Genomic DNA, 19,523 nt, shown 5'->3' on the forward strand with positions numbered 1-19,523 from the left:
AATTCGACATTTCGAAAAGCCGCGGTTGAGTCTGATGATGATAAACCATAAAATCCATACTCAAATGATTCGTCTTTCTCCTCGATCACAAGCTGGTCATCGATGAAAATTTCGATTGTGTTTCCATCGACAACTGCTTTTACGTGATAAGTTGAAGTGGTTTTCAGTGCCATCGATTCACTAGCCAGTTCTTCCGGCTCACCGTCTAAGATTTTACTTAACGTTACCCGGTCATTTTTTGCATCAACGCTAGCAATATACCCATTGTCTCCCTCCTTATCGGAGCGAAAGACTAACCCGCCAGATCCTTCTCTGCCATTTTTTTCGTTAAGGGTTACGTCCCCTTCATACGTAAAAGAACCACCTGTGTGTTCAGACATAGCATATGAGACTTGATCAAGGCTATTGGATTGAATTCCGCCATCCTGGCCGAACTCACTAGCAAACTCCCACTCTTTTAAATCAGGAGAAGTGTAAAACATAATTTTATCTTTTGCCGCAAGTGACATTACCCACTGGCTGGAATCTTCATGCCAGAAGACTTTGGGATCACGCCAATCCGCGACTGGAGGATCCGGCATGACCGGATTTCCTTCATACTTTTCCCATGTCCTTCCTTTATCAAGACTGTAAGCTAGACTTTGAACTTGACCTTCTGGACCCGCATGGGTAAAAATAGCGACCATCGCCTCTTCCCCGAATCCTGCCGTATTGTCCCAGTCAATTACCGCGCTTCCCGAGAAAATATCGCCAAGTTCATCAGGTGATAAGGCGATCGGCAAATGCTCCCAATTCACGAGATCTTCACTTACAGCATGTCCCCAATGCATCGGCCCCCAAGTCGTGCCATAAGGGTGGTACTGGTAAAACAAATGATATTCCCCTTCGTAGTAAACCATCCCATTCGGGTCATTCATCCAATTTGCTTCTGGAGAAAAATGAAACTGATTCCGATACGCCTCTTCATAATACCCTGATTCATCGGCCAGCACCGTGGTCGGCAACCCCACAACGAGCAAACAGAGCAACAGTGGAAACTCTCGTTTCCATCTAGCCTTCATCCAAATAGTAATCCCTCTTCTCTATCATTTTTTAGGAACGAATCCGGTCAATTAACACAGCTGAGAGAATGACGCCACCTTTCACAACAAGCTGCCAGTAATAGCTGACATCCATTAGGGTTAAGCCGTTGGTGATTACGCCCATAATCAGCACTCCAATAATTGTCCCTTGAATTTTACCGACACCGCCTGTTAGTTTAGATCCACCTAAGATAACCGCTGCAATCGCATCAAGTTCATACATATTCCCAGCAGTCGGCTGACCTGAGTAAAGACGACCGGCTAGGACAACGCCTCCTAAACCAGCGAGTAAACCACTGATGGAATATACATTTACCAACGTTTTTTTCACTTTAATTCCTGTTAGTCGAGCCGCTTCTTCATTACCGCCAATGGCATAAATGTGGCGCCCAAACATCGTGTACTTTAAAACAAGAAACATGACGAAGTATACGAGAATCATCAAGTAAATAGGAGTAGGAATCGATAGAATAGAGCCAGATCCTACAAAACGAAACGTATTCGATTCTAAGACAACCGGGTACCCTCCACTCGTGACATAAGCAAGGCCTCTCACATAAGTCATGCTCGCTAATGTGACAATAAAAGCAGGAAGCCCTATCTTTGCAGTAAATATTCCATTGATAAATCCGACTAGATAGCCTGCTCCAATACCGAGAAGCATGGCGAAAATCGGGTTCATGCCTGTTTGTGAAGCCATAACCGAAACAACGCCCGACAGAGCTACGATCGATCCTACGGATAAATCGATACCCCCGGTTAAAATAACGATCGTCATACCTGCGGCTAATATCGCGGTTACAGAAACTTGTTTTAAAATATTGGTAAGGTTAGCAGAATCTAAAAAGTTTGGTGCCATGACGCTCATGACAATGCACAGCAGGAGCAGAATGATAATCATTCCAAGCTGGTTCCAGAGTGTCGAAGCATGGTGTCCAAACTTAAATCCAGGTTGGACAGTTGGCTGCTGATTGGACGACAGAGTTGATTTCATCTTTAGTTCCCTCCCGTTGCATAATACATAATTCGTTCTTGAGTGGCTTCCTGTTTGTGAAGCTGTCCGGTGATCCGTCCTTCATGCATGACAAAAATTCGGTCACTTACCCCGATCACTTCAGGTAGTTCAGAGGAGATCATTAAAACCGCAAGCCCTTCATCTGCAAGTTCAGAGATGATTTTATGAATTTCTGTTTTAGCTCCAATATCAACGCCTCGTGTGGGTTCATCGAGCAGCAGGACTTTCGGGTTCGTGGAGAGCCACCTGGCAATGACCGCTTTTTGCTGATTCCCACCACTTAAGCCAGAGATCGGCTGATCGGGTGATGCGGTTTTGATATTCAAGCGTTTAATATATTCATCAGCTGTACGATTTAAGGAGTTCCATTTAATCTTCATGTACTTTTTATACTTCTTTAATTCAGCCAGCAAAATATTCTCTTTTACGGACATATCAAGGAATAACCCTTGTTCTTTACGGCTTTCCGGCACGAGGGCAATTCCATGCTTAATCGCATCGATCGGAGATTTGATTTGAACTTTCTTTCCTTCCACCCACACTTCACCTTGCTGTATGTCTGACACACCGAAGATCGAACGGACAAGCTCCGTACGTCCTGCGCCGACCAGACCCGCAAACCCTACAATCTCACCAGGATAGATTTGAAATGACAGATCCTTTACGAAAGTCGCATCACTTAATTTCTTCACCTCTAAGGCAGGCTGGTCTCTCCCCTCTTCTTTTATATAATTACTTTTAAACCGTTGAAACAGATCTTTTAAATCACGGCCAACCATTAAACTGACTAAATGATCAGGGTTTGTTTCATCGATAGGTCCACTTTGAATCCATTCTCCATCGCGCAGTACCGTATAGCGGTCCGAGATCTTAAAGATTTCTTCCATTCGGTGGGAAATATAGACGATTGCCACGCCTTGTTTTCTTAAGTCCTTGATAATTTGAAATAGGCTGTCAATTTCTTTATCCGTTAAAGAGGCTGTCGGTTCATCCATAATAAGGACTTCTGCTTTGTACGAGAGGGCTCTTGCTATTTCCACCATCTGCTGCTGGGCTACACTTAACGTGGAGACAAAGGTTTCTGGCTGCAGGTCTGAGCCCATGGAAGTTAAAACTTCCTTAGCCCGTTTATGTACTTCCTCCCAGCGCACCATCCCGAATTTGTTTCGAGGGTATTTCGTCCCCATTAGAATATTTTCACTAATCGTGAGATTGGGTGAGAGGTTTAGTTCCTGGTGAATCACTCCAACCCCCATCTTTCTAGCAGTTAACGGGTCTTTCCATGTAACTTGCTGTTGTTTATATGTGATGGCGCCACTTTCTTGATCAGGAACGTAGACACCAGACAAAATTTTCATTAACGTCGATTTCCCGGCCCCATTTTCCCCCATTAAAGCGTGAACTTCACCAGGATAAAGATCGATATTGACGTTTTTTAATACCGTTGTGCCTGAGAAAGTTTTATTGATCCCTTCCATTCTTAAGATGGGGGGAATGATATCCGTTTTCGGCTTTACTTTTTCCTGCGTAACCATAGATTTTTCACTCCTTACTTAGATTGAAATGACGGCCCTTGCTATCACAAGGACCGAACGTTTTTTACCAGCCTTCATAAGAATCTAAGTTGTCTTGAGTCACTAAATCTACTGGGATTTTGATTACTTCTTCTACAGATTCACCGTCTAACACTTGAATACCAACGTCCATGGCTTTTTTGACCATTTCGTCTGGATGCTGGGCAGATGTTCCCGCAATCGAGCTGCCTTCTTTACTCATCGCTTCGATAACATCTGGAGATCCATCGACACCGACAATATAAAATTCATCCTGACGATCCGCTTGCTGCTGGGCAATCTCTGCACCAATGGCCACAGGGTCGTTATTAGCAAAAACAGCATCAATCGTTCCCGGCTCATTCGCTTGTAAAATACTTTCCATCACCTGCAGCCCTTTTTCACGATTTCCCTCTCCATTTTGCTTAGCAATAACTTCAATATCGGTACCTTCAATTGTATCTTCAAACCCGGCAATCCGGTCTTTCACAGCTGTAACAGGAGGGCCGTCGATGACGACAACATTCCCTTGTCCTCCTAGATCCTCAATCATATATTCAGCTGCCAGCACTCCCGCCTGATAGTTATCCGATGTGACGGTTCCCTCAATCCCTCCGTCAGCACCAACGTCAACTGAAACAACAGGAATTCCCGCGGCGTCTGCTTGTGCTACGGCACCTGCGATCCCTTCAGAATCAACAGCATTTAGAAGAATAAGATCTACACCTTGTGTTATAAAATCCTCTATTTGAGAGGTTTGCTTTGCCAAATCAGCATCTGCCGCCTGAACGACGATTTCAGCTCCCAACTCATCCGCATATTCTTCCGCAGCTTCACTCATTGACACAAAAAATGGATTCGCCAAATTATTTAGCGTTAAGCCGATTTTAAGGTCCTTTTGTTCAGAGCTCCCATTGTCAGCGCTTTCATTTTGTTCCCCAGAAGTTTCATTATTACTGCACGCAGCCATAAAAAGCAGAAAGATCCCCATCACAATTACGCTCATCTTCATTTTCATCTTTTAATCTCCCCTCCATTATTAAATTCCAGCAATCATTGAATGCGCTTACATAAATGAGTGATGTTTTCCTCCTTTCCGCCCCCATTACGCATATCGATGTAAGCTGCTTTAAAAGGAGATCTTTTCTCTTATGCGTAAAAAGTTTCAAGATTGTTTATGATTGTTTTTGCTTATTAATGATCATATATGCGTATACAAAAATTGTCAATAAGTTTTCAAAAAATTACAAAAACGGTTAAAAGCACTTAAAAATCAATAAATTTAGGTTATATTCATAATTGTTCCCCCTTATCAAACCTAGCAATTATGATTACTTATGATTACTTTTAGTCACAGACAAACAACTCTGCATGAATGAAAACGCTCAGAGCCTTCCTTGTTTAATCATTTATTTTCTTTTGATTTCGAGATTGGTCTATAATGAGAGAAAGAAAACGTTTACGAAAGGGGAACGGCTATTCATGTTTATGGAAGAACGAAAAGCGCAAATTCTTGAATATTTGCGTCATATGTCACGGGCCTCCGTCCATGACTTAAGCCAGCAATTTAATGTTTCAGACTCTACGATCCGAAGGGATCTTAAAGAGCTCGAGGAAACTGATAGTATAAAAAGAACACACGGCGGTGCGATTCTCTTACAGCCTGTAAGTTTTGAAGCATCGATAGGAGATAGAAAAAAAGATTATATTGCAGAAAAGCAAGCCATTGCTAAAAAAGCCGTCGAGTTCATTAATCCAGGAGATGCCATTCTTTTAGATTCAGGCACCACCACGTATGAACTTGTCAAAGAACTAAAATCTTTCTCCAACCTCTCGATCGTGACAAACTCTATTATTATCATGCAGGAGTTAGCAGATATTCCAGGTTTAGATGTGATGCTGTTAGGAGGAAATTTACGCAGGGAGACGTCAGCCTTGGTCGGACCTTTTGCTGAACAATCTCTTAATATGATTCGCATTGATAAGGCATTTATCGGTACCAATGGCCTGGACCTCAAAGAAGGGATCATTACTACCCCTAATCTTACCGAAGCACGCATTAAACGAATGATGATTACGAACTCCAGGCACACCATCCTCATGACCGACCACAGTAAAATTGGGAAAGTAAACTTCGCTAAAGTGGCTGACCTATCAGAAATCGACTTTTGTATTGTAGACGATCAAGTGCCGGCTCATTTTGGTGAAGACATGAACCGTTATGATGTGAACGTACATATAGTGAACATTTAATACTACTGACCGAATGTATTCGTCCTCAGCTCCCACATACTAAAAAAGGGAATCCCAAAAACGGGGTCCTTTTTTTATTCTTCCCACGCAGGGAGCGAAATCGAAAAATATCCCCCTCCCTCCAGCTGATCATAGCTAGATGAAGAGCTATCTTCTTCATGTTCTGACAAACAGCTGTCATCAATGCCTGTTCACGAACTTTTTCTTCCCAGACATCTGTTTTATTTTCATAGTCAATTCGCTTCATTTTCTAAATTATGTAAAGCGTTTACTTTTTTTGTGTGAGCGTTTGCTAATCGTGCCATTATAGGAATCTCTTCGTTTAATACAACTATAGGCCGCCTGCTCAGGTATGATTGACGGTGCTAATCTATTTGTTATAGTTTAGAGAATTATAATGTAGACTGACCAATTGGTCCTCTAGTGAAAGGGACGCCTTGAAATGAAAAGCATCCAAAGCCGTTTATTGTTTATGCTGCTTATATTCATCATCCTGCCCTATTTTTTATCGGTGTTTTTAATTTACATCTATACAAAAAATAGTGTAGAGCAGCATGAACTTGAAAATAGCCGGGAGCAAATACAAGAGAGCTCAGTAGAACTTGAACAATACTTCGATGAGATAATTAATCTCCCCTATATCTTGTACCGCGACCCCGATCTATTTCGAATTATTAACAATGAAGCAGATGATTCAGCTTACTTAGAAAACAGCTTAGAGAATTACTACCTGATGCGAAATGAAATTAGACAAGTGCGGCTTTATATGGATCAGGGTAAAGAATCATTCGCTGTTTATAATGGGATGGTGAGTGCCCGGAAATCAAAACCAGATTTTCTACAGCAGGGTTCAATAAAGCAACTGTATCACTCAAACGCAAAATACATGATAGAACCTCCACATCCCATTGAAAATTACAATAACGCAGCGATCGTTCCCCAATCAGACAACACGATGGTCATGACATTCCATCACAAAATAGTGGATGTGCTTACCAATGATTTCCTTGGAATTCTTACCACGGATATTGAATTGGAGGCCTATGGTCAAATAACGAACAACCTGATTCAGGAAAACGAAGAAACCGTGTTACTCGTCGACGAAAATGAAGATGTGATTTATGCAAACGATCAAGCATTGATTGGGAAGTCCGTACCGTCTGATTTACAACAACAGATGAAAACAGCAAAAGACAGCACAGGCGATGATATTATCTTATCGAAAACGTTATCCGGCCCTCTCCACCAATGGAAATTAGTGAAGATCACACCAAGTGAAATCTTATTTCAAGAAGTACGGGAAACCGCCTATACCAGCATATTGGTCGGGATAGGTGTAGGGATATTAGGGGTGGTAATGATCAGTATGATTGCTTACAAAATTACACACCCGATCAAACGGCTCTCCCAAAAAGTAAGCACTATAGAAGGTGGAGACGTGGATGTTCCCTTTGAAGACAGCCGACAAGACGAAATTGGTTATTTAGAAAAACATATGAAAGATATGATGGATCGGATCAATCTACACATTGACCGTGAATATAAATTGGAAATTGAGAATAAGGAAAACCAATTCCGAGCCTTAAAATCTCAGGTGAATCCTCATTTCTTATTCAATGCCTTGCAATCGATTGGTGCTGTTGCCCTTAGATCTAAGGCTCCTAACGTCTATCAGCTTGTAACGTCCTTATCGAAAATGATGCGTTACTCTATGCAGGCGAACGAGTGGGTGCTCGTAGGGGATGAAGTGAACTATATAGAATCCTACCTCATGCTTCAAAAAGAGCGTTTTCGCAATAACGTGAACTATTCCATAAACCTAAACGAGACGATTCTTAACATGACCATACCCAGCATGATTCTTCAGCCGCTCGTTGAGAACTTCTTTAAACATAGTTATGAAGAAGGATTTTATGAGGCTCATTTAAACATTCGCGGTGAATTAAAAAGTGAATCCTTACACCTCTCCGTAGAAAATGACGGGGCTAGTTTAACGGATGAGGAGCTTCAATCATTAAGAAACAACATGTATACCGCCCCTTATGAAGGTGCTTATTCCGCTCAGCATATTGGTTTGAAAAATATACACGACCGGCTCGTTCTTAACTATGGTCAAAGTGCCGGATTAGAAGTGGATACGAATCATGGACAAGGCTTTCTCGTTAAGATATCCATTCCTTTAAAATCCGGTCGTGCTCATTAGCCGCCCTAAAATAGACATTTGTTCACTAGTAAGGAGGAATCATTTTTGAAGGCTCTAATTGTTGATGACGAAATGAATGTACGCGACGTCGTACGCTACGTGGGACAATGGGATAAGCACGGCATTACAGAACTCTTTGAAGCAAGTAACGGGCAGGAGGCACAAACAATTATAGAAAAAGAAAAGCCGGAACTCATTTTTACGGATATTAAAATGCCGGGGATGAGCGGAATAGAAATCATTGAGTGGTTAGATTCCATTTCCTATCCCGGCAAAGTTATATTCATCACAGGGTATAATGACTATTCATTTATGCGCCAAGCGATTAAGTGCAGCAGTTTTGATTATCTATTGAAGCCGCTTGAACCGGCTCCCTTTAATAAGACGTTAGCTGAAGCTGTGGAAAGCTGGAAAAATGATCAACAATCCTTCCCTTCTGATCATTCGATTGACAAAGATGTTAAAAAGCTGCGGGTGAATCAATTAATGAAAGCCGCTTGTATGGGAGAACCTTATGAAACAAACGACATTCTCCCCTACCTCCCGGCAGCCGACCAATACGAAATGACATTACTTTCTTTTTACCACATGCATCATGCTGAGCCTTATATAGAATTACTGGCGGACAAGCTTGTGAATCAAAAACTAGGCAATGCGTTTTCCCTTCAGAATGATCGAAACCTTTGTCTCGTCATTACCATACAGGACGAATGGTTAACAGTGGAAGAATGGATGGGTCAGCAATTTGATCTCCCTGTTCGTCTCGTAAGCGGGGAGCCGCTAACATCTTTAACTAATATTGCTAGTTCGTTTCAGTCGCTGCAATCAGACCTCGACAACCACAACTACCGTTCGATTCATCGGCTGGATGAACTGGATGCGGCCCGTCGCATGAAGGACATTGTAGCATACGTGGATGAGTATTACATGGAAGAATTGAGTTTAGAAAAGCTATCGAACTTGTTCTTCTTCAGTCGCGAACATATTTCAAGGAAGTTCAAACAAGAAACAGGTTTGCCCCTGTCTAAATATATGACGAAGCTAAGAATTGACCAGGCGAAAATTTGGTTAAAAGAAACAGAAGAAACCATCTATTCCATCTCTTTAATGCTTGGCTATCAGGATGAGAAGTATCTTTCCAAACTGTTTAAAAAGGTAGTAGGCGTAACCCCTTTTGAATATCGAAACGGGAAACAGAGGCAGATCGTCAGCAGATAACTTGCGCAAAGGACAGGTGACGGAATGAAAAAAGAGATCGTAACTATATGTTTAATCGGAGCACTGAGCCTATCCCTTTCCGCATGCCAGAAAAAGACAGAAACAGAGACAGAAGAAACCACAATGGACGATAAGGAAATTACATTAAACGTACGAAATCCGAAAGTAGAAATTGCCTCGCCGTTTGAGCAAATGGTTCAGGCTTATGAAAAGGAACATCCAAATATAAATATAGAGGTCCATACGGTCGGTGGTGCAATGGATGATTTCTCCGACCTTAAAGCCCAAATGGCCGCTGGCAATGGACCTGACATCTTCACCAATCCCGGGTATGAAAGCGCCAGAGTATGGAGTGAGTATTTAGAAGACCTTTCTGATCAACCATGGGTAGACGATGCTTATGAAGAGACATTGACTCCTATGACATTCGATGACAGCATCTATGGCATGCCGATGAATTTAGAAGGATACGGATTCATCTATAACAAAGAATTGTTTAAGGAAGCCGGCATTGATTCCTTGCCTTCTACGCTGAATGAATTAAAAGCCGTTTCAGAAAAATTGCAGCAAGCAGGGATTACCCCGTTTGCCACAGGATATTATGAAGAATGGAAATTGGGTGACCACTTCATGAATATCGCTTTCGCCCAGCAAGAAGATCCTGCGGCTTTTATAAAAGGCTTAAATGAAGGAACAGACACGATTTCTAACAACCCAAAGTTTAAGGAACTCCTCCAATTGATCGATGTCACGTTAGAGTATGGAAGTGATGAGCCGCTTTCCACGGATTACAGTATGGAAGTAAATACATTTGCGGCGGGAGAAGCTGCGATGATTCTACAAGGGAACTGGATACAGCCGATGATTGATCAGCGCTCCCCGAATATGAGCATAGGTATTCTCCCGATTCCTATAAATGACGATCCTGATAAAGAAGCCTTAGTCGTTAACACACCGAGCTATTGGGTCGTCAACAAACAAACGACCGACGAAAAGAAAAAAGAAGCAAAGAAATTTCTAAACTGGATGGTTTCTTCTGAAGAAGGAAAGAGGTACATGACGGAACGCTTAAAGTTTATTCCAGCCTTTAAGCATATCGAGTCGGATGATTCAGGCCCGCTTGCCGAGCAAACCATGCAGTATTATGAAGAAGGGCAGACGATGTCTTCGAACTGGTTTGATTTTCCTGTCGGCGTAAGAGAAGAATTCGGTTCCGCTACACAGCTCTATATTAAAAATCAGATTACCCGTGATCAATTGCTGCAGGAATATCAAAAGTCCTGGGAGGAGGCTCAGTGAGTCGTTTCCCGGGACTTTTTTCTCTCTCCCTTTTCCCTCAAGCATAACGAATCTCCTAGATATCAATTCAAGACGAAATTCCAATCAATATCCTCCATATCCAGAGCAGCCTCCCCTCCCCTATACTTTTAATTGTACAACGGTGGGGCTGACGAAAAAGACTTCACCAAAAAACAAGAGGAGGAAGCATATGAATTTTAAAAGGCTGGCCAAACAAGCAACATTAGTCACGCTCAGCACAGCAATTTTAGCAGGAGGTGACGGACTATTAGCACAAGCGGCACCAAAGGATACCAAGGATCACAATGAAGACTATGGCATCTCTCATATCACACGCTCCGATGTATCCGATATGATTAATCAGCACGGTGATTCAGACTTTACTGTACCTGAATTCGATGCATCAACGATTGATAATATCCCTTCAGCTACAAAAACAGATGAGAACGGTAACGAAATCGTGATGGACGTTTGGGACACATGGCCGCTTCAGAACGCAGACGGAACTGTAGCAGAATACAACGGTTATCACATCTTATTCGGATTAGCCGGTGACCCTGATAACCCTAACGACACCTTCATTTACATGTTCTATAAAGATGCAGACGACAAAGCCATTGATGATTGGAAGAACGCAGGCCGTGTATTTGACGACGAAGATAAATACTTAGCAGACGATGAATACTTAAAAGATCAATCAGAAGAATGGTCTGGTTCAGCTACCTTTACTTCTGACGGCGAAGTTCGCTTATTCTATACGAATCGCACAGAATTTAACGTAGATAAAGAGCTTTACGGTAAACAGACACTCACAACAGCTCAAGTAAATGTATCTGAGCCAGAAGCTGGCACACTAAATGTAGACGGCGTAGAAGACCATAAGTCCATTTTTGAAGGCGGAGACGGATCCGTTTATCAAAACGTACAGCAAGCCTTCGGTAATGGCGACATTGATTGGAATGAGAACCACACGTTTAGAGACCCTCATTACATTGAGGAAGATGGCAGTAAGTACCTCGTGTTTGAAGCGAATACTGGAACAGAATTCGGCTATTCTGGAGAAGAGTCTCTGTACAACCGTGCGTATTACAGTGACAGCAATAAATACTTCCAGGACGAAAAAGACAAGATTTTGGAAAGCCCGCAAAGAGACTTTGCTGAGCTTGCGAACGGTGCCATCGGGATCATCGAGATTAACGATGATTACACATTAAAAGAAGTAAAAGAGCCTCTAATTGCTTCTAACACTGTAACGGATGAAATTGAACGCCCGAACATTTTCAAAAAAGACGGCAAGTGGTACTTATTCACAAGTGCCCGCGGATCTAAGATGACAATTGACGGCATTGATGATGAAGACATCTACATGCTTGGTTATGTAGCGAATTCATTAGACGGCGAATTTAAGCCAATGAACAAAACAGGAATTGTCCTTCACCAGGACCTGGATCCATATGATGTAACGTGGAACTACGCACACTATGCGATCCCTCAAGAGAATACTGACGAAGTAGTTATAACAAGCTACATGACAAACAGAGGATATTTTGAAGATGAAAAATCAACGTTCTCTCCAAGCTTTAAGTTAGACCTTAATGGCAAGAAATCTTCAGTTGTAGAAGATAGCATTCTAGAACAAGGTCAAATTACAGTAGACGAATAAAAAAAGGGAAAATGCCAATGATTCATTGGCATTTTCTTTTTAGTACAGCAACGAAAGCGGTGAATAACACAATGAAAAAAGCTTTTACCCAGGCCCCCAGAATTTGGGCAGTATTCTCACTCCTAGGTCTTTTTCTAATAGCAGGGGCTGTTGTGCTGCTTCTCACTCCCGCTGATGAAGAGGAAGAGCCGGAAGAACCTGAATTTGTTGATCATTCTTATCGCGCCAACTATCATTTCACTTCACCCGATCATTGGAAAAACGATCCTCAGCGTCCGATTTATTTTAACGGGGAGTATCATTACTATTACCTTTACAACGGAGACTACCCGGATGGCAATGGTACGGAATGGAGACACGCAACTTCTGAGGATTTAGTTCACTGGGAAGACGAAGGCGTGGCCATCCCTAAATACACCAATGAAAATGGCGATCCATGGTCCGGATCTGTCGTCGTCGATACGGACAACACGGCCGGTTTTGGCAAAGATGCCGTAGTGGCTGTCGTCACCCAGCCTTCCGCTGATGGCGATCAGGAGCAATACCTATGGTACAGTACCGATGACGGACAAAACTTCACTTCTTATAGTGACGAACCTGTTTTAGAGAACCCTGGAATCGAAGCCTTTAGAGATCCTAAAATTATTTGGGATGACCAAAGTAAAAAATGGGTGATGCTTATGGCAGAAGAAACGAAGGTCGGCTTCTATGAATCGGATAACTTAAAAGATTGGAGTTATACCGGAGGATTTCAAACCGATGATATCGGCTTAATTGAATGTCCGGATCTCTATATGATGCGGGCGGATGATGGATCTGTGAAGTGGGTCCTCGGCGTAAGTGCGAATGGCAAAGCCATCGATAAGCCGAATACGTACGCTTACTGGGTCGGCGATTTCAACGGAGACGAATTCTTACCCGACCATGAAGAACCCGAATGGCTCGATTACGGGTTTGACTGGTATGGCGGTGTAACTTTTGAAGATGGGGAAAGCGAGGATCAGCTTAATCACCGTTATGCATTAGCATGGATGAACAACTGGAAGTACGCAGACGAGACGCCAACGATGGCAGAAGGATTTAACGGATTAGATTCCATTGTACGTCAAATTGAACTTAAGAAAAGTGAGAACGAAAAGTATTACCTGACGTCTCAGCCTAAAGAAGAACTAGATCGATTAACAAGCTCTGTCGATTCATTTGAAAGGATAGAAGTCGATGGATCAGAAAGGCTTGAAGCAACAGGAGCAGCTTATCAGCTCGAGGCAGATATCTCTTGGGAGGACCTGCAGAACACAGGTTTAAGACTTCGTGAGTCAGAAGATCAATCACGTCACATTGACGTCGGTATTTCACCAGAAAATCAGTACTCCTACGTCAATCGCAGCTCAACAGCCCAGCCTGATGAGGAGCATGAACTGATAGAAAGCCATGCGCCTTTTGATGAAAATCAAAAAGAAGTTCATTTAAAGGTATTAGTCGATAAAACGAGTGTAGAAGTGTTTATTGATGATGGCAAAGTAGCCCACTCCAATCAAGCCTTTCCTCCACTCGAAGACGAAGGAATCACTCTTTTTTCTGAAGGAGGCGAAGCTACTTTTAAAAATATAAAAATCAAACACTATGATTCTATCCATAAATAAGCTCATGAAAGCCCTAATGAAGTCGAATTTCAATAGGGTTTTTTTATCATAAAAAATATTAAGTTTCGTGGGCTGAAAGTTCCTTAATTTGTAATATTTCTCAATAAAATATAAACACCTTATTAAAACTTCCATAATGTTCCTCCCTTATAGTAGAAAATGAAAATACGGAAGGGAGAGACGAAAATGAAACAGTTGACCACTATTTTACTAACGTTGGGAGTGTTTATGATGGCATTTGCAGGATCAGAAGAGAAGGTTCTTGCCAATGAAAGCAACATAAACGATGCGAATCAGGTATTGAATATCGCGCACCGAGGAGCTTCGGGCTATGCACCAGAAAATACGATGGCCGCATTTGAAAAAGCCGTCGACATGAAAGCCGATATGTTCGAGCTCGATGTGCAAATGAGTAAAGATGGAGAGTTAGTGGTGATTCACGATACGACGGTAGACCGAACAACGGACGGCACAGGAAAAGTAGGTGACCTTACATACGACGAACTGCAGAAGCTTGATGCCGGCAGCTTTTTCAGTGAAGAGTTTCATGGAGAAAGAATCCCTACACTTGGGGATGTGTTAGATGAATACCGAGGAAAGACTGGCATTCTGATCGAAGTCAAATCCCCTTCCCTCTACCCTGGGATCGAAGAAAAAATAGCTGAGGAACTTGAGAAGCGCAACCTGGACAAACCAAACAACGATAAAATAATCGTTCAATCTTTTGATCACGATTCCGTTCAGACCTTTCATTCTATTCTTCCAGATGTTCCAGTCGGCGTCCTATTAAGCTACAGCTCCAATGGGATTTCTGATCAACAGTTAACAGAATTCGCTTCCTATGCGGAGTACGTGAACCCTAGTAAAAATATGATGGACGCAGAACTGGTTAGTCGCATCCATGACTTTGACATGGAGACACACCCTTGGACCGTAAGAGACCGTGAATCTGCTCAATTTTTATTAGAAATTGGCGCCGATGGTATTATTACAGACTATCCTGATTACGTCGAACCGCGTCAATAAAACATAAAAACGAACCCGCGGCCATTTAGGTTGTGGGTTCGTTTTTGCTAGATTATCCTTTTACCGAGTCATAATAGCCTAATACTGCGTCGACATAATAGATATCGCCGTAACAGGCATCATATTGAGAGGCTTCCTCCCGCACACAGCTGTACTTTCCCGTATGCTTCAACTCTTCGTACTTCTTCGCTGAAAAATCGATGGCTAGTTCCTGCGTATATTCTCCTCCATTATTATTCACGAAATCTATAAAACCGCCGCCGAAATTGTAAGACTGCAAAGCCAGCTTTACGTCATGATCGGCACGCTCTAATGTTTGGGCAAAATAGGAGACTCCTTGATCAATAGACTTCTCAGGATCATCAATACAGCCGACAGACCCACAAAGGGATTCAGATGCTTGCATCGGATCATTTCCTCTCCCGCCCGATTCCTGCATCATTAAAGCAAGAATCAGATCTACGTGCTCTTCTATCCCTTCTTCTTCCGCATACTTCGTTACTTCTTCTTCATATTGTAAAACTTGCGGTGATAGTTCTCCACGAACATTGGAGAAGCTGGTCGTCATTCCATCTCCCGTGACGCCGCTTATGAACGACACAATATACATCAGCCCGAAAATAGAGCCGAATACGAGCAAGGGAGGGAGAACCAGCTTAAAGAGAGACTTCTTCTTACGTTTCATCTTTTTATATTTCTTTGGCATGTTCCCCCTCCTTTCTAGTTTGTAGATTCGCAGTTTCCGTTACTTATAGACTACCAAAACAAGAATCGACACACCACTTTGAACGCTTCCTTTTATCGTTTTCTCATAAAAAAAGAACCCACGTGGTAGTGGGTCCCAGGTTAAAGCTCTTAACTAATATTTTTCTGGTGGTCAAAACAATAAATTTTCCCTTGAAATTTTTTGTTAGACATACAAAATTTTTTCACTTTTCGTGAGACTGGTTTATTACATATTGAACACTTGTCCTCTTTAGCAGACGCTGATAGTAAAGCCTGCTTATGCCCTTCCCGTATAGCAGGATCGGTTACATTCGCATTAGTTAATGACTTATAGATCGATTCAATTTCATCTTCCTTATAAATAGGTGCAGTGCTTTGAAGTTTAATAACTTGAATTTTCCGTTTAATAAATTCAGTAAGCTCTGTATCATACACACATAACTCATCGGATGTCATTTTCCTTAATTCTGGACTAATACTGAAGACAGCTCTCTGGGTAAAAGAAATCATTGAAACAAAAGAGTATGGGTTATCACTATTTAGACACGATTTAATAGCTTCCATGTGTCCGTAATTCTGATGAAAGGGATTCATCATATTAAACTTTTTGTTTACTTTCCATTGTTTATCTTGTGCTCCTCCTTTAATTTCACCAGCATAATTCTTTGTTTCAATTACAAAAATGCCATACGGAGTAAGTAAGACATGGTCAATTTGAGAAAACCCTGAGTGTGTTTTCATATTTTCTAACATAAGATCATTTAAATGCTTATAGTTCGGTGGAAACTGGTCTAGTTGGATGTTGATCTTATATTCTCCTAATTCTCCTATCCTTTCAGGAGCAACCTTAGGTTTTGCCCTTTCCTTTTTAGTATTTTTTTCGACAGACACTTTCTCTTTCGATTTCTTTCCAAACAGTTTCTCTAAAAAATTCATAATATCCCCCTGCTAACAATAATCTTATACATTTACCATCGGTTGATTTATAAAATTATGAAAGAAGGAGTTTTAAATAAAAAAGGCTCCCTAGCAGGGAACCTCTATTTCATATAACTTATTTCTCTCTCACCTGATTCCGCAGTACGCCAATACCTCCGACTTCAGCTTCCACTACATCACCAGGCGACAACGGCCCTACACCCGACGGCGTTCCCGTGTAAATGACATCACCCGGCTGTAGTGTCATTACTTCTGTAATTTTTACAATAAGCTGCTCAATGTCGTGAATTAAATCGTTCGTATTGGACTCCTGCTTCACTTCTCCGTTAAGCGTCAGTTTAATAGGCGCCCGGTTCGGCTCAAGCTCGGTCTCAATCACGGGTCCTAACGGTTTAAAGGTGCTAAACGATTTCGCACGTGTATATTGTCCGTCCTTTTTCTGTAAGTGACGATTTGAGACGTCGTTCCCAACCGTATAACCAAAGATATAAGATAACGCTTCTTCTCTCTTCACGTCCTTCGCTTCTTTTCCAATCACGATAACAAGCTCTGCCTCATAATCGATACGATGCTCAAGGTTTGGCAGCACGATCTCCGTATCATGTGCAACAACTGCGCTAGGAGATGCCATAAACATCATCGGCTCCTCAGGGATCGGCTTACCCGTCTCTTCTGCGTGTGCCTCATAATTTAAACCAATGCAGAGCACCTGTCCTGGTTCGACAGGTGTGAGCACTTCGACTTCATCTAAAGCAAATTCAGTAGAAAGCGGGCGTGTTTCGCCTGTTATGTAATCACCATCCAGCTGGGTGATCGAATTTCCTTTGACAACTCCATAATAAATTTCATCGTCCTTACGAAAACGAATGTATTTCATAGGTGATCTCCTCCTTCTCTCCCTCACTATTTCGATACCACCGATTTGAATTCCTCTTTTTTAAAATTACCAATCGGATTCTTCTTGGTTAGAGAGTTCTATAATAAAGGGTAGAAGCATAAAAAACAGCAGAGAGATTATGAGCGAGCCAATGATAATTATTTTTAGCGATAAATTGAGAAATGCAGGAAGAGACAGTAAAGGTATCACAACAAACGAGCTTACCTTCCCTGTTCTTTTTCTAGTCGCTGCATTAATATGCTGTCGTTTATTGCAATATGGGCATTTCTTCACAGTACCAAAAGTAAACATCATTTTTATTAATGTCTTTCGATAACTCCATTTCGCTCCACATTTATTGCACGTTGGCATAATCCTCCACTCCTTCTTTATGTAATTGACATTAAGAAGGAAAACAAAACCAAATAGAACCTCAAAAAAATAACTTTCTAAAACGGAGGCCGATGAAAAACTGACGGTTCAAAGGAATGAGCTTTAAAAAACGGTCTGTATGAGTTTTATGTCCATACAGACCGTTTTGTTTAATTTTAAGAGATTCTAAGCCCTGTATTCTTTCATGAGTTTAACGATTCGTTTCATATTAACTGGAAAAACGCCATCGAACCTTGAATGATCTTGCTTAGAAACCCGAGTTGAAGTTCTCGCTGTTTTGAAAGTAGAGTCCTCCTTGTACAAGAAAAAATAATTAACCTTTTTAAATAGGACTCTGTTGATTCCATGATGAGCGATCGGTGGTGACGCCTGGTCGATTAAAACCGGCCACGTCCTGTGGCCAACATCGACACTAGCACGTCCGGTGCGTCGCGGGAACAGCGCGAGCCGAAGATCCACTTGGTCAAGTGGTCTTCTTGACCAAGTTAGCTGAGGCCGTGCCCGCGGTAAGCATCCACCGACAAGCGATTCGTGGATTCAACAACAACCTTTGGCAGTTCCTATAGATTAGAAAGGACTTTTTCAGTGACCTCCTAAAACGAAAGTCATCTTTATTAAGGCAGCTCATTTCCTGCTGCGCGGTAAAGTTCATACCATTCTTGACGCGTCAGCTCAATGTGTGAAGCCTCGGCAATGTCTTTAAGACGCTGCGGGTTCATTGTTCCAACGACGGGCTGAATATTGGCCGGGTGGCGTAATATCCACGCTGTAGCAATAGCTGTATCCGTAACATCTTTCTTCTCCGCAAGCTCCTGCAGCTTGGCATTTACGTCAGGAAAGGCATCGTTGCCGATAAACGGTCCTTCGATCATCCCGTGCTGGAACGGCGACCAGGCTTGAATCGTAATGTCGTTCAAACGGCAATATTCAAGTACATTGCTGTCGCGGACAACGGCTGGATCATTCATCATGTTGACGTTAAAGCCGGAGTCGATCATCGGCGTATGTACAACACTCAACTGCAGCTGATTAACAATTAAGTCGTCTTTTAAATACTTTTTCAAAAGTTCCATCTGCATCGGATTCTGATTACTCACACCAAAATATCGCACTTTCCCACTTTCTTTTAACGTAGTGAAAGCTTCCGCTACTTCTTCCGGCTCCATTAAGACATCAGGGCGGTGAAGCAGGTAACTGTCGATATAATCTGTTTTCAAACGGCGCAGACTGCCTTCAACGGATTCGAGGATATGTTCTTTTGAAAAATCAAAATATCCATCACGAATCCCGCATTTCGTTTGCAGCTTCATTTTTTCACGAACGTCATCATTCATATTGATGGCGTCAGCAAACACTTCCTCTGACTTTCCTTTACCATAAATATCGGCATGGTCAAATAAGTCAACGCCGAGTTCCATCGCATTCTCAATGACATGAGCGGCATCCTTTTGATTAAGCCCATTAATGCGCATGCAGCCTAAGGAAATTTCTCCCACTTCTAAATCACTGCGGCCTAATTTGATTTTATTCAATATAAACACCTCTTTCTTCTGTTCCTTTTATCGTAACACTTATAATTAAAAGAGTAACGGGGCATGCTTCTGCAATAAGTACAAAAAGCCTTCTCTTTCCG

15 protein-coding genes and 1 pseudogene are annotated in these 19,523 nt (G+C 42.0%); 7 read left to right on the forward strand and 9 right to left on the reverse strand.

The window, feature by feature from the left end:
- Nucleotides 1–11: 11 nt before the first annotated feature.
- From IEV27_RS20125 to IEV27_RS13820, 4 genes and pseudogenes are all read right to left on the reverse strand, one after another.
- A pseudogene (locus tag IEV27_RS20125) lies at nt 12–1,061 on the reverse strand (glycoside hydrolase family 32 protein); the annotation flags it as partial.
- A gap of 31 nt (nt 1,062–1,092) precedes the next feature.
- Nucleotides 1,093–2,076 (reverse strand): ABC transporter permease, encoded by a 984-nt coding sequence (locus IEV27_RS13810; protein ID WP_188378075.1) that lies wholly within the window; start codon nt 2,074–2,076, stop codon nt 1,093–1,095.
- Between the two features lie 2 nt (nt 2,077–2,078).
- Nucleotides 2,079–3,632 (reverse strand): sugar ABC transporter ATP-binding protein, encoded by a 1,554-nt coding sequence (locus tag IEV27_RS13815; protein ID WP_188378076.1) that lies wholly within the window; start codon nt 3,630–3,632, stop codon nt 2,079–2,081.
- Nucleotides 3,633–3,696: 64 nt separating this feature from the next.
- Nucleotides 3,697–4,668: a substrate-binding domain-containing protein gene (locus tag IEV27_RS13820; protein ID WP_188378077.1), complete on the reverse strand. Its 972-nt coding sequence runs from the start codon at nt 4,666–4,668 to the stop codon at nt 3,697–3,699.
- Nucleotides 4,669–5,132: 464 nt separating this feature from the next.
- On the opposite strand from IEV27_RS13820, the gene IEV27_RS13825 reads away from it, so the two are divergent.
- The 7 genes from IEV27_RS13825 to IEV27_RS13855 all read left to right on the forward strand — a co-directional run bounded on the left by IEV27_RS13825 (nt 5,133) and on the right by IEV27_RS13855 (nt 14,955).
- The gene (locus IEV27_RS13825; protein ID WP_188378078.1) at nt 5,133–5,903 is read left to right on the forward strand and encodes a DeoR/GlpR family DNA-binding transcription regulator; all 771 of its coding nucleotides are present in this window, start codon (nt 5,133–5,135) and stop codon (nt 5,901–5,903) included.
- 442 nt (nt 5,904–6,345) lie between these two features.
- Nucleotides 6,346–8,106 carry a cache domain-containing sensor histidine kinase gene (locus IEV27_RS13830; protein WP_188378079.1) on the forward strand — a complete coding sequence of 587 codons (1,761 nt, stop codon included), beginning with the start codon at nt 6,346–6,348 and terminating at the stop codon, nt 8,104–8,106.
- Nucleotides 8,107–8,151: 45 nt separating this feature from the next.
- Entirely contained in the window at nt 8,152–9,324 is a 1,173-nt protein-coding gene (locus IEV27_RS13835; protein ID WP_188378080.1) for a response regulator transcription factor, read from the forward strand.
- A 24-nt stretch (nt 9,325–9,348) separates the two neighbouring features.
- A complete protein-coding gene (locus IEV27_RS13840) occupies nt 9,349–10,623 on the forward strand; it encodes an ABC transporter substrate-binding protein (RefSeq protein ID WP_188378081.1) in 1,275 nt (424 codons plus the stop codon).
- 190 nt (nt 10,624–10,813) lie between these two features.
- The gene (gene sacB, locus IEV27_RS13845) at nt 10,814–12,286 is read left to right on the forward strand and encodes a levansucrase (RefSeq protein WP_188378082.1); all 1,473 of its coding nucleotides are present in this window, start codon (nt 10,814–10,816) and stop codon (nt 12,284–12,286) included.
- Nucleotides 12,287–12,357: 71 nt separating this feature from the next.
- Entirely contained in the window at nt 12,358–13,929 is a 1,572-nt protein-coding gene (gene levB, locus IEV27_RS13850) for a 2,6-beta-fructan 6-levanbiohydrolase (RefSeq protein WP_188378268.1), read from the forward strand.
- Between the two features lie 186 nt (nt 13,930–14,115).
- Complete coding sequence (locus IEV27_RS13855) at nt 14,116–14,955, forward strand: glycerophosphodiester phosphodiesterase (protein ID WP_188378083.1); 840 nt, start codon at nt 14,116–14,118, stop codon at nt 14,953–14,955.
- A 52-nt stretch (nt 14,956–15,007) separates the two neighbouring features.
- Here the strand turns inward: IEV27_RS13855 and IEV27_RS13860 are convergent, their stop codons facing one another.
- The 5 genes from IEV27_RS13860 to IEV27_RS13880 all read right to left on the reverse strand — a co-directional run bounded on the left by IEV27_RS13860 (nt 15,008) and on the right by IEV27_RS13880 (nt 19,422).
- Complete coding sequence (locus IEV27_RS13860) at nt 15,008–15,661, reverse strand: lysozyme family protein (protein WP_188378084.1); 654 nt, start codon at nt 15,659–15,661, stop codon at nt 15,008–15,010.
- A 149-nt stretch (nt 15,662–15,810) separates the two neighbouring features.
- The gene (locus IEV27_RS13865; RefSeq protein WP_188378085.1) at nt 15,811–16,617 is read right to left on the reverse strand and encodes a nuclease-related domain-containing protein; all 807 of its coding nucleotides are present in this window, start codon (nt 16,615–16,617) and stop codon (nt 15,811–15,813) included.
- Between the two features lie 118 nt (nt 16,618–16,735).
- Nucleotides 16,736–17,497: a fumarylacetoacetate hydrolase family protein gene (locus IEV27_RS13870; RefSeq protein ID WP_188378086.1), complete on the reverse strand. Its 762-nt coding sequence runs from the start codon at nt 17,495–17,497 to the stop codon at nt 16,736–16,738.
- 66 nt (nt 17,498–17,563) lie between these two features.
- Entirely contained in the window at nt 17,564–17,869 is a 306-nt protein-coding gene (locus tag IEV27_RS20130) for a TIGR04104 family putative zinc finger protein (protein WP_188378087.1), read from the reverse strand.
- Between the two features lie 635 nt (nt 17,870–18,504).
- The gene (locus tag IEV27_RS13880) at nt 18,505–19,422 is read right to left on the reverse strand and encodes an aldo/keto reductase (protein WP_188378088.1); all 918 of its coding nucleotides are present in this window, start codon (nt 19,420–19,422) and stop codon (nt 18,505–18,507) included.
- Nucleotides 19,423–19,523 lie beyond the last annotated feature (101 nt).

It is taken from the genome of Halobacillus andaensis (assembly GCF_014636475.1).
Taxonomy (GTDB): domain Bacteria; phylum Bacillota; class Bacilli; order Bacillales; family Halobacillaceae; genus Halobacillus_A; species Halobacillus_A andaensis.